We start from the raw sequence: 11,970 nt of genomic DNA on the forward strand, positions 1-11,970 counted from the left end.
TATCATGAAAGTGAAGCTATTTATTTATCTTCTCTGTACAGATTAAATGACAAAAAAACTCACGTATCTGGCGTCTCATGTTTAATTTTTTGCACTATGTGCACCTTATGTCTTTATCAAACTTCTACCTACATAAGCTGAAACGCGCTTATAAAGCGTTTAAAACATAAAAAAACGCCAACTTAAAAAATGGATAGTGAATAACTAGCTACCCTAGGGTTTCTTTTGCCTTTTTTTCTGTTTAGTAAATTTCTTAAACATTTATAGCTAAGGTTAGTTGCATTTAAAAGCAGCTGAGTCGCGGTTATTAAGCGTTTAGAATAAAAAAACGCCATACTTGAAAGTATAATGTAAGTAATTAGCCAACTACGGGGCTTCTTTTGCCTTTTTTTTCATTTGGTAAATTTCTTAAACATTTATGGCTAAACGACAATCGTCATCCCGCTACTTGTTAGCGGGATCTATTGCCGAGATACCGCGAATGAATCGCGGTATGACGGTTCGCGGTGGCATGACGATAAAGTTTATACCTCGTCATCCCGCTGCTTGTTAGCGGGATCTCTTGTTAGCGGCTGAGATACCGCGAATGAATCGCGGTATGACGGTTCGCGGTGGTATGACGGTTCGTGGCAGCATGAAGATAATCCCGCTACTTGTTAGCGGCTGAGATACTGCGGCGGTATGACGTAGATTGCTGTCATTCCGCTACTAGTTAGCGCCGCAGCGGTATGGTGTAGGAAAATTAGCTATATAGCTAACTTGTACCACGCGTTAAAGCTTTTAAACAGGTCTTGGTTTACTTACTCCATTATTTTCTTTATTATCAGATATCATTTTAAATAATATGGAGGAGCAAATTGTCAGCAATTGCCATTATTGATTTTGGTTCACAGTTTACACAGCTTATCGCAAGACAAGTAAGAGGAATGGGTGTTTATTGTGAGATATTTCCAAGCAACATCAGTTTTGAAACAATATCAAAATTCAATGGGTTTATTCTCTCTGGAGGACCACAATCTGTAAATGATGATTGTTCTGAAACAAGTAGAGTAGTACATGAAATTATAAAACTTAATGAGGCAACAAACGTTCCTATACTTGGAATATGCTATGGACAGCAACTCATTTGTCATTATTTTGGAGCAAAAGTAAAAGAGAGTTTCAAACAGGAGTTTGGTAGAACTAAAATCAAGATACTAAAAGAATCCCCCATTGTAAAGGATACCTGGGATGTTAATTCTGAAGTGGATGTATTAATGAACCATGCGGACAGTGTTGATACTATACCACAGGGATTTACTGTTATCGCATCAGGTGTGATAAATCAAACAATTGCAATGATTGTCAACGAACAGCGGAAGATTTACTGTACTCAGTTCCATCCTGAGGTTAAGCCCACAACAAATGGCAGTAAATTGCTCTCTAACTTCTTGGATATTGCAAATTGCAAAAGAGACTGGACAATGAAGTCGTTTATTGAGGAGCAAAAGGAAAAAATCAAAAATGTAGTAGGAGAGAAAAAAGTAATCGCTGCAGTAAGTGGTGGGGTTGATTCAAGCGTTGCAGCGGCTCTCACACATAAAGCTATAGGAAAACAATTGAACTGTATTTTTATCGATACTGGGTTGTTACGCAAGAACCAAACCATCGCTATGTTGAAAGAGATTCCGATAAATTACGTTGATAAATCAAATTTATTTTTGAGTAGGTTGAAGGGAATAACTGATCCAGAAGAAAAGCGAAAAATTATCGGTAACACTTTTATTGAAGTGTTTGAAGAAGAAGCAAAAAAAATAGGTGATGTGGATTTTTTGATGCAAGGTACCATCTACTCTGATGTAGTTGAGTCAGGGCATGCCTCAGACAACACTAGTACAATTAAGTCTCACCATAATGTTGGTGGGTTGCCAGAAAAGATGAATCTGAAGTTAGTGGAGCCTTTACGTTACCTCTTTAAAGATGAGGTAAGGCTACTTGGAAAAGAAATTGGGCTTTCAGACGAGATAATATTTCAACATCCATTTCCTGGACCCGGACTTGCAGTGAGGATTATAAGTGAAGTCGATAAAGAAAAGGTGCAAATATTGCAAGAAGTAGATGAAATATATATTAATACGATGAAAAATTACGATCTATATGATAAGATATGGCAAGCTTTTGCTGTATTATTACCAATAAAAACTGTAGGCGTTATGGGAGATGGTCGTACGTATGGATATGTTTGTGCTTTAAGGGCTGTAACATCATCTGATGGTATGACAGCCGATGCATTTCCATTTGAAGATAAGGATCAACACTTGCTAGTATTTTGGGATTTTTTACGCAATGTCGGCAGTATAATTGTTAATAATGTTCCCGGAGTAAATAGAGTTGTTTATGATATCACTTCTAAACCACCCGCAACTATTGAGTGGGAGTAAATCAAAAAGATCCCGCTGCTTGTTAGCTGGATCTAGAGATACCGCGAATGAATCGCGGTATGACGGTTAATTTTCTTTATTTTGCTTATAATTTCCACAAGCAGTGCAAACATAAATGAAGAATACAAATATCCTTTTGGTAATTCTATATGAAATCCATGAAGTATGAGGTACACACCGACAAGTAAAACAAATAAAATGGCGATTATTTTTAACCCTGGGTTAGATTTGATTAACTGGGCGGTATAACTTGATAAAAACAGCATTGCTAGCATGGAAAATGTAAATGCTGTAGCAATTATTACCATGTTATAAGTTAGTGCTATAGCAGTTAATATCGAATCAACCGAAAAAACTAAATCTATTAATATAATTTGTAGCACAACTAAAAAAAATTTTGATTTAACGTTTGCTTTCTTTTTATTTTTCTTACATACAAAGATGTCATCCCGTAACTCCATAGAGCTCTTAACAATAAGGAATAATCCCCCTGCGATCATAAGTAAATCCCTTGCTGATGCAGTGTGAAATATAGGTTTTTGCATTGATAATATAGATGATGTAAAAAATAGTATTACAAAACGCATTAATAGTGCTAATCCAAGGCCCATAAGGCGCACTCTTTCTCTCAGCGCATTTGGTACCTTATCTATTGCTAGAGAAATAAAGATTAAATTGTCTACACTAAGTATAGTTTCAAGTAGTGTAAGTGTCAGTAAAGTCCAAGCATCAGTTAGCATTTTTGTTTCAAATTCGGTTCTTCTTACTCTACAATAGATGTGTAAAAATTAAGTGACTTCACTCAGAAGTTTTATAGCAGTTCTCCAGAAAAACAGGATATATAAAGTTCAGCAGCTTCTTCTATTTTCGTTTTTGAGCAAAATCAATAATAAGAGAGTTTCTTATTTTCATGCACGCAAATAAGATAAAGCCTTATTTTCATTTTTGACTTTATTTGAAAATAATATATACTATAAAAATAGTGTGCTCGGTTGAATGAATGTATATTAAAGGATCACCATCAGGCAAAGTATTCGCTGGTTATCAGGCATTTATACCAAGCCCCTTGCCACCAAAATTTGAATGGGACAATGATTTAGTTAATAGTCTTTAAACCCTTACTTTACTATAAGGAAAGTGGTTGAAAACTTAGGTGTCGTATTTACAACAGCCCAAAGAGCAATCGTAAAGCTTGAAGATTTAGGCATCGTTTCACAAACTTCTCAAGGAAAGAGAGATCGGGTTTATTGTGCAACTGATATTTTGAATATTCTAGAAGAACCAACTAAGATTACAGAGAACTTCGATAGCACATTGTAGCTATTGTGATGAATAAATTCAGCAAACAGCAAGCTTAAAGAGTCTGATCCAATGGACATGCTGAACAAAAAGTAAGGAGCTCCTTTTGGAGGATTATATTAACTTATTAATTAATTGCTTGACTTTTAGCAGGATTTATTATATTATTTATTAATGAGCAATGCAATCAAACCAAGGAGGATAGCATGATAAATAATTTGGATTCAATAATTCTTGGAATAAAAGATGGTGAAAAGGCGATTGAAGATTTAAGGGTTGTTCTTAAAAAAAGAAAAGAAGAAGTTATTACTACACAGACATTTAATTACGCTTTACAATGCCCACAAACTACAAAGGAAGCGATAGTACACGAAATTCTGCTTCATTTTATACAAAATCCTGGCGAGCAATCAATAGAACAAGTAATACAATACTTAGATGGAGCAATACAATCTAGGATATATGCAAAAAACAACCCAATAAGAAATCTAGATGAAGAATTTCGTACTCATATAAACTTTAAAGATGAAGAGGGAAATACATTACTACATCATGCAGTTATAGGTAATAAAACTGAAGAAATAACCACCCTTCTTGTTACATATAGTGCAAATCCTTTGATACAAAACGCGGATAATAAAATTCCTTCAGATTTAGCTCAAGGAAAAACAAAAGAAGTGCTTATTAAAAGTATGAAAAAACAAGCTAATACGAAAAAAGAAAGCGCTATGGTAGGCAGTTTGGTGCCTGGCATAATGATTGGTGGTTTTCTTGGTGTTGTACTTGGAGCTGGTGTGTATGTTGCAGTAAGTCTTTCTGGTGGTATGATACTAGGTGTAATGATAGCATCTGTTCTTGTTGCTAGTATAGCTGTTGGGCTGGCCATGTATTTTTTGAGTCAAGACTATGAACAGGCTAAAGCGATAGAAAAAACTATTAGCATTGTTAGCTCTGAAATATCTGTTGATGATACAACTGCCGCTAATAAAAATAATAAAGAAGGGCCACAACTTACATATAGCTGACCCAAGCAACACGTCATACCGCGATTCATTCGCGGTATAGATTCCGCTAACTAGTAGCGGAATGACGAATGTGTCGTTTTTCAAATTGTCGTAAGTCACTTTAGCTATAATACACACAAGGAGGGTGTCATCCCAGCGCCCCTATGATGTCATCCCAGTGCTTGACACTGGGATCCAGAAAAGTTTGCTTGTAAACTAGCATGGAAAGTAGCTGATCTTACACTAAATGAATGTTTTTGATGAGGTTGCATAGAAGCTGGATTCCAGCGTCACGCGCTGGAATGACAACTGCGTTTTTTGTTTTTTTGTCATCAAATACTCCTACTCTTTATGTCATCCAAGTGTCCTGACTACTTGGATCCAAGAAATTTAATTGTTTTAAATTTTTCCCTCTATACACCTATTTAAAATTTATGTTATCCACATGTGCAATATAATCTATAATAACGTTTATCAATACAATATATTAAAAAATATTATGAGCTTCGTAAAAGAAAAAAACACCCCTGTGATGGAGCAGTATTTGAACCTGAAAGCTCAATACAAAGATCATCTGCTATTTTATAGGCTAGGAGATTTTTATGAATTGTTTTTCGATGACGCTATTAAAGCTGCGAAATTGCTGAATATAGTGCTAACCAAGAGAGGTAATTCGTGTGGGCAGGACATACCAATGTGTGGAGTGCCAGCACACAGTAGTGAATCTTACCTGCACAAGCTAATAGATTTAGGATTCAAAGTAGCAATCTGTGATCAATTAGAAACTGCTGATGAAGCAAAAAAGAGGGGCTATAAATCCATAGTAAAACGTGATGTAGTGCGAGTTGTAACTCCAGGTACAATTATAGAAGATTCACTACTGGAGGATAAAAGCAATAATTATCTCGCATCCATAGTTGAACAAAATGACGAATATGCTATTAGTTGGCTTGAATTATCGACGGGAAAATTTTTTCACACTTTAACGAGTTTGAAAGCTCTAGATAGTGATTTATTGCGTATATCACCAAGAGAATTATTAATTTCTGAAAAATTCACTGAGGATGAAAAAATTAGATCGATTTTAAAAAATTATAAAATATCAATTACGCAACACGCACAGAGCTTTTTTGAGTATAGTAAATCTCACAGAACATTATGCGAGTTTTATAAAATCAGGGAACTTGGGAGTATAGGAAATTTCAGCAAAGTAGAAATCATGGCGTGTGGTGCACTGCTTGAATATGTCAGAGTAACGCAAAGGGGCTCCATTCCAAGGCTTGAATTCCCAAAAACCTATAAGCAACAAAATTTCATGCTTATTGATGCTTCAGCAAGGAGAAATCTTGAGTTGTTTTCAACTCAATTTGGTGAAAAGAAAGGTTCACTAATTTCAGTTATTGATCATACAGTTACAGCTTCTGGTGGACGCCTGCTCAAACAAATGCTCGCTTCACCCCTTGCTTGCTCCAAGGCAATCAATTTGAGGCTCAGCACCGCTCAATTTTTTGTAAATAATCATGATTCACGCAGAAAAATACGAGAGATATTATCTAACATTCCGGATATTGAAAGGTCTTTATCGCGCTTAATACTAGGGCGTGGTTCACCAAAGGATATGAACCTATTGAAAATAGGCCTAGGAAAGACTTTAGAATTGTCTGAGTTCTTATGTAAAATTGAATCAGGTGAAAATGGATCTCTCCCACAACAATATGTCATCCAAACTGAGATCCAGCCAGCGTCACGCGCTGGAATAACAGTAAAATCAGACGAGAGTGAACTAAGCACAATACATAAAAGCCTTGGCAATCATAAAGACCTATTTGAACTGTTAAATAGTGCTATACTCGATAATAACCTCAGTTCCGTGAAAGAAGGAGGATTTATTCACTCAAAATACAACTCAGAATTATCTGAGTTATCCTACATATTAAATAATAGTAATAAACTAATAACCAAACTCCGTGAATCTTATCGCGACCTAACTGGCATTGCCGCACTCAAAATATTACACAACAACATACTTGGTTATTACGTTGAAGTGTCGGCAAATCACAAAATAACTTCGGATATATTTATTCATAGACAAAGCTTAGCAAATAGCATGCGCTACACTACTAATGAATTGAAAGAACTAGAAAATAAAATTCTTACGGCACGTGATGCTGCAATCGGCTTAGAAATGAAAATTTTTAGTGAACTGTGTAGTGAAGTTGCTAAAGAGTCTGAAAAAATTGCTCTTGCTGCAAATGCTTTGGCAAAACTTGACATTAGAACCGCGTTTGCAGAGCTTGCAGTGCAAAATAATTACGTAAAACCCATTATTGATGACAGCAAAGAGTTCAATATCTGTAGCGGAAGACATCCAGTGGTTGAAGTTAACGATAAATTCATTGCAAATAGCATCAATTTAGCTGGTATACATCTAATTACTGGTCCTAATATGGCTGGAAAAAGCACTTTCTTGAGGCAAAACGCTCTCATTGCAATTTTAGCTCACATGGGGTCATTTGTGCCAGCAGAGAGTGCGCATATTGGAGTGATTGACAAAATATTTAGCAGGGTTGGTGCAACAGATAATATAACAGCTGGTTATTCCACCTTCATGGTAGAAATGATCGAAACAGCAACGATAGTAAATCAGGCAACGGACCGTTCCTTGGTGATACTTGATGAAATTGGTAGGGGCACAGGGGTGTATGATGGATTATCTATTGCACAGGCGGTGATTGAACATATTCACAATGTAAATAAGTGCCGCGCCATTTTTGCAACTCATTATCATGAATTAACTAAAGTAAGCAAATACTTGAAGAACGTGAAATGTTTTTGTGTAAAAATAAGAGAGTGGAACGGAGAGGTTATTTTTCTACATGAAGTAATTGAAGGCATTGCAGATGAGTCATATGGAATACATGTAGCAAAACTTGCTGGTTTTCCTGATTCTGTTTTAAATAGAGCAAGTGAAGTGTTTGAGGAGCTGAAGGCTTGAATCATTATTATAAGTGAAGAATTACCTATACAATCGTGGTAGTAGCTATAGAAACGAAAAACTTACTTGACACCCTTCGCCAGCGCCCTTATCATGATAGTGAAGCTATTGTATTTGCTTTCGCCAATCTGCAGATTAAAAGGTAAGGATTACTTAATGTATCGGCGTCTTATGTTCAATTTTTTGCAGTATATAGATACTGTATGTCTTTACAAAACTTCATCTACATCTAGATTTTTATCTAAATAAGCTGAACACGCTTATAAAGCGTTACAAGACATCAAAAAATGCCAATACTCGACAGAGATAGTAAAAGACTAGCTAACTCGGGGATTCTTTGTCTTTTTTTCTGCTTAGTAAACTTCTTAAACATTTGCAGCGTAAGTTAGTTGCAATTAAAAGCAGCTTAATCTTGCTTGTCAAGCGTTTAAAACATAAAAAACGCCAATATTTTAAAGCGGATAATAACCCCAGGGCTTCTTTTGCCTTTTTTTTATTTGGTAAATTTCTTAATATTTATAGCTAAACGACAATCGTCATCCCGCTACTTGTTAGCGGGATCTAGAGATACCGCGGCGGTATGACGTAGGACTGCTGTCATCCCAGTGCTCCTTTTTTTGTCATCCCAGTCTGGGATCTATTTTGCATGTAACTCCAATTGTGTTTTGGCATAAAACGCGACGCGTATTAGACTTATTTGCAAGCAAAGCTTGCTAGATCCAAGTAGTCAGGGCACTGGGATGACAGGAGAAGGAAGCACTGGGATTGGGATGGAAAAGGCTATTTGTGTGATGCCAATGAGTGATAGAAAGTCCTACAATAAGTCATTAATTGCAAAAATTTAATATAAATTATAAAATAAATCCACTGAATAAAAAATATATGCTAATTAGTACAACATCAGAACTGGAGAATACATGTGAAGAGTTAATAGCAAAAAAGCCGAAATTTATAGCAGTTGACACGGAGTTCATCAGAAATAATTTAACCTACTACCCAAAATTATCGTTAATTCAAATTTCTTACGGAGAGAAGAGTTTTATTGTAGACGCATTAGTGCCAGAAATTGATTTATCATTCATTAAGAAAATAATGCTAAATCAGGGGATAACCAAAGTGTTTCATAGCTGCCGGCAGGATATAGAATCCTTACTCACTGTGTTTAAATGTATTCCCACTCCCATTTTTGATACCCAAGTTGCTGCTATGTTTTGTCATTATTATCATGACTTTATTGGTTACTCAAAAGTAGTGGAGCAATATCAAGGAATAGCACTGGATAAAATTAAAGCTAAAAATTCAGATTGGTTAAGGCGTCCGTTGTCCGAGGATCAGTTAGACTATGCAATAAACGACGTGATACACCTATATGACCTACACCAAATATTGTGCAATAAACTTGAAGAAAATAATAGGATGGGTTGGTTTCAAGAAGAGATGGAATCAATAGTTAATATAAATAAGTATTTACATAATCCAAAAGATGCATGGAAGAGGATTAAATTTAATTATGAAGTAAATCCAAGATTGATACTAACTGTTAAAGCAGTTAGTGAGTGGCAAGAAACCTTAGCACAGCGCTATAATATGAACCGTAATAAAATAATCAATAATGCTGTAATAGCTGATTTTATTGAAAAAAATATAGAGCATGTTGATGAAATTTTAGATGATCTCAAGAGGAATGCAAAAAATATAAAAGATGCAGATTTACTAGAGTTTGTGAATATTTTTAATGAAAATGAGAGAAATTGGATGCAGCAAAACAACACCTTATCGAGTAATTATGACAAATCTGTACTTGATATACTCTCAATTATTTTAGATAGTAAATGTAAAGAAAGTAACATATCAAGGAAATTAGTTTCTTCAAAAGATGAGTTAACCGGGTCAATATCTGGACAGACAGATAAATTATTCAAGGGATGGAGATATGATTTTTTTGGCAGGTCAGTTGAATCATTTTTGAACACAAGCTCAAAATTTGAGATTTCAGCAGTGAAATCCGCAAATAATATAACCAAAATTCAGAGTAATTTAGTGGAGAATAACTGTTGCTAAAGTAACTTAGATTTATCGACAATCGTCATCCCGCTACGTGTTAGTGGCTAAGAGATACCGCGGCGGTATGACGGTTAAGTAGGGTGTTATCCAAGTAGCCCTGACTACTTCGATCCAGGAAAATTGATTGTAAACGAGCAAACATTTTCGATAAAATTACCAAAAAGCTAGATCCCAGACTGGGATGACACACCTACAAATTGCAATGTTCGTATAGTTATGTGCTTGACACTGGGATGGCTTTGTTGCATCGCTCTTCGGATAGTAGGTAACGTACAATAAATTCATGAAGCTATCTCAAACTTAGCCATGCCTATTTCAGTAAATTTGTTAAGCAAATAACACTTGAGTAGCAGTTCCTTCTCACGATTAATCTCAGATTTGCTCCTAAAACTAAACCCAAATATTCGCTTCAACCTTGAGAAAAATCCTTCAATATACGATCTTTTTCCGTAATTTACTTCTTCTTTCCATCTTTTTATACCATTCTCACCATGTAATTTCATTAACTGAATAGCGGCATTTCTATCAAGCATATAATCCAATTTTGGATGCTCTGCTGCGTTGTTTTGCGGAGGAATTTTCGTTTTTATACCATATTGATTACACAGCTTATAGAGCTTTTCTCTGTCATATGCCCTATCTGCATATAGTACTTTTATGACATACTGAAAATCGACTTCTTTTAGCAAATCACAAGCTCCATAGTGATCAGCCGTTACTGTATTTTACAGCTATGGCTTTTTTGCTGTTTGTATTCAACATTACATGCAATTTTCTTGTCTGTTCATAGCTGCGATACTTTCTATCTTCGCTATTTTCTTTGCTATGACCAGGAGTGTTGTTGTATATACTAATTCCTGTACTGTCTATAGCAATTTCGATATCTTCCATATTATTTTCTGCAATCATTGATCTTAATATTGAGTTTCTTAAACCTTCTTGATGATTGTGAATAGCTGATAACTTGCAAATTTTTCCCAATTTGCTCAAGGTATCCTGCTATAAACCCAACTGTTTGCCTCAGGCCTATTCTAAATAAACAAGTTATTATGTGCACCAAAATTACAACTTTATCGCTATAAATATTGTTGCCACCTGGTATTTTTGGACCATTCTCGTACCACTTTTCTATGGCTTCGTTGATATAATGAAAAATATTTCCTCTTTTTTCTAGAAATTTGTTATATTCGCTATGGTTACTGACCCTCATTTTTTGTGGCATATTTTTTCTTTCAAGGTTAAATGGCTATTTTATAATGAATTTTGTCAGTAGCCACCAGATTTTTTCAGTTGCTATGCAACAAAGCCCACTGGGATCTAGAAAATCTAGTTAATATATATAGAGAAACCTTAGCTATAGTTTCAAAAGAAGTCGAATGTATTTTGTTATATGATTATAAGTCTAACAGGCGGAATTGGGGTAGGAAAGAGCTTTGTAGCTAATTGCTTTCAAGAGTTTGGTGCTGTTGTATTTGATGCTGATTCTGTTGTACACCAACTTTATAAAGTGGATAAAAGCATAATAAGTTATGCAGAGAAAAATTTTCCTGGAGTGGTAGTAAATGGTGAAATAGATAGAACAGTACTGTCTAAATATTTCTTAGCCTACGATGAAAATTGGAAACAATTTCAATCTTTGGTTCACTCTGCTGTGCTGCGTGAATTAGAATTTTTTATTGCCAAGGAAAAAAAGATCGATAGAAAACTTTTAGTTTTAGATGTGCCACTTCTATTAGAAACAAAATTTTATTTATATTGCGACCTTATTGTTTTTGTTCATGCAGATAGCGTTGTGCAAGCTCAAAGACTTAACGAACGCAACATAGATAAAGAAAAGCTTAATCTAATCTCCGATGTTCAGTTATCTATTGAGGAGAAAAGGAAGATGAGTGACTTTATTATCGATACCAGTGTAAGCAAAGAGTATGTTTTTTCTCAAGTAAAAGATATAGTGGATTCATTAAACCTAAACACGTAGCTCTACGTCATACCGCCGCGGTATCTCTAGATCCCGCTAACAAGCAGCGGGATGACGGTTGTCAGGATCCCAGCAGCCTCCCTCCCCTGTCATCCAAGTAGCCCCCTATGGTGTCATCCCAGTGCCCAGACACTGGGATCCAGGAAAATTGATTGTGCACTATAGCAACATTTTTGATCAAAAACTGGATTCCAGTGTCAAGCACTGGAA

At 35.5% G+C, this 11,970-nt stretch carries 11 protein-coding genes; 7 read left to right on the top strand and 4 right to left on the bottom strand.

Going from position 1 to position 11,970, the window contains the following annotated elements:
• Positions 1–857 precede the first annotated feature (857 nt).
• A complete protein-coding gene (guaA, locus tag ABWU55_RS05970; protein WP_151807741.1) occupies positions 858–2,420 on the top strand; it encodes a glutamine-hydrolyzing GMP synthase in 1,563 nt (520 codons plus the stop codon).
• 32 nt (positions 2,421–2,452) lie between these two features.
• Here guaA and ABWU55_RS05975 read toward each other — a convergent pair whose 3' ends face one another.
• A complete protein-coding gene (locus ABWU55_RS05975) occupies positions 2,453–3,160 on the bottom strand; it encodes a TerC family protein (protein ID WP_010082284.1) in 708 nt (235 codons plus the stop codon).
• 397 nt (positions 3,161–3,557) lie between these two features.
• Here ABWU55_RS05975 and ABWU55_RS05980 point away from each other — a divergent pair, with 397 nt between their 5' ends.
• The 5 genes from ABWU55_RS05980 (at position 3,558) to ABWU55_RS06000 (ending at position 9,779) form a co-directional block, all read left to right on the top strand.
• On the top strand, positions 3,558–3,740 hold the full coding sequence (locus tag ABWU55_RS05980) for a hypothetical protein (protein WP_006279522.1): 183 nt from the start codon (positions 3,558–3,560) through the stop codon (positions 3,738–3,740).
• Between the two features lie 185 nt (positions 3,741–3,925).
• Positions 3,926–4,744 carry an ankyrin repeat domain-containing protein gene (locus ABWU55_RS05985; RefSeq protein ID WP_353286251.1) on the top strand — a complete coding sequence of 273 codons (819 nt, stop codon included), beginning with the start codon at positions 3,926–3,928 and terminating at the stop codon, positions 4,742–4,744.
• Between the two features lie 478 nt (positions 4,745–5,222).
• The gene (mutS, locus tag ABWU55_RS05990) at positions 5,223–7,718 is read left to right on the top strand and encodes a DNA mismatch repair protein MutS (protein WP_353286575.1); all 2,496 of its coding nucleotides are present in this window, start codon (positions 5,223–5,225) and stop codon (positions 7,716–7,718) included.
• A gap of 710 nt (positions 7,719–8,428) precedes the next feature.
• Positions 8,429–8,563: a hypothetical protein gene (locus tag ABWU55_RS05995; protein WP_265026831.1), complete on the top strand. Its 135-nt coding sequence runs from the start codon at positions 8,429–8,431 to the stop codon at positions 8,561–8,563.
• Between the two features lie 37 nt (positions 8,564–8,600).
• Positions 8,601–9,779: a ribonuclease D gene (locus ABWU55_RS06000; protein ID WP_353286252.1), complete on the top strand. Its 1,179-nt coding sequence runs from the start codon at positions 8,601–8,603 to the stop codon at positions 9,777–9,779.
• A gap of 284 nt (positions 9,780–10,063) precedes the next feature.
• On the opposite strand, the gene ABWU55_RS06005 is transcribed toward ABWU55_RS06000, so the two are convergent.
• From ABWU55_RS06005 to ABWU55_RS06015, 3 genes are read right to left on the bottom strand one after another with little or no spacing between them, the layout of a single operon-like run.
• Positions 10,064–10,471 carry a transposase gene (locus ABWU55_RS06005; RefSeq protein ID WP_353286253.1) on the bottom strand — a complete coding sequence of 136 codons (408 nt, stop codon included), beginning with the start codon at positions 10,469–10,471 and terminating at the stop codon, positions 10,064–10,066.
• 19 nt (positions 10,472–10,490) lie between these two features.
• Positions 10,491–10,691 carry a hypothetical protein gene (locus ABWU55_RS06010; protein ID WP_010082383.1) on the bottom strand — a complete coding sequence of 67 codons (201 nt, stop codon included), beginning with the start codon at positions 10,689–10,691 and terminating at the stop codon, positions 10,491–10,493.
• A complete protein-coding gene (locus ABWU55_RS06015; protein ID WP_007548762.1) occupies positions 10,675–11,004 on the bottom strand; it encodes a transposase in 330 nt (109 codons plus the stop codon). The genes ABWU55_RS06010 and ABWU55_RS06015 overlap by 17 nt, the downstream gene beginning before the upstream one ends.
• A 168-nt stretch (positions 11,005–11,172) precedes the next feature.
• On the opposite strand from ABWU55_RS06015, the gene coaE reads away from it, so the two are divergent.
• Positions 11,173–11,760 carry a dephospho-CoA kinase gene (coaE, locus tag ABWU55_RS06020; protein WP_006280338.1) on the top strand — a complete coding sequence of 196 codons (588 nt, stop codon included), beginning with the start codon at positions 11,173–11,175 and terminating at the stop codon, positions 11,758–11,760.
• The last annotated feature ends 210 nt before the right edge of the window (positions 11,761–11,970 follow it).

Source organism: Wolbachia endosymbiont (group A) of Crataerina pallida (assembly GCF_964028475.1).
GTDB classification, from domain to species: domain Bacteria; phylum Pseudomonadota; class Alphaproteobacteria; order Rickettsiales; family Anaplasmataceae; genus Wolbachia; species Wolbachia pipientis.

Excerpts from the sequence above, each read along its gene's own strand:
- ABWU55_RS05985 (WP_353286251.1), top strand. The coding sequence starts at position 3,926 with ATGATAAATAATTTGGATTCAATAATTCTTGGAATAAAAGATGGTGAA.
- mutS (WP_353286575.1), top strand. The coding sequence starts at position 5,223 with ATGAGCTTCGTAAAAGAAAAAAACACCCCTGTGATGGAGCAGTATTTG.
- coaE (WP_006280338.1), top strand. The coding sequence starts at position 11,173 with ATGATTATAAGTCTAACAGGCGGAATTGGGGTAGGAAAGAGCTTTGTA.
- ABWU55_RS06000 (WP_353286252.1), top strand. The coding sequence starts at position 8,601 with ATGCTAATTAGTACAACATCAGAACTGGAGAATACATGTGAAGAGTTA.
- ABWU55_RS06015 (WP_007548762.1), bottom strand. The coding sequence starts at position 11,004 with ATGCCACAAAAAATGAGGGTCAGTAACCATAGCGAATATAACAAATTT.
- ABWU55_RS06010 (WP_010082383.1), bottom strand. The coding sequence starts at position 10,691 with ATGATTGCAGAAAATAATATGGAAGATATCGAAATTGCTATAGACAGT.
- ABWU55_RS05975 (WP_010082284.1), bottom strand. The coding sequence starts at position 3,160 with ATGCTAACTGATGCTTGGACTTTACTGACACTTACACTACTTGAAACT.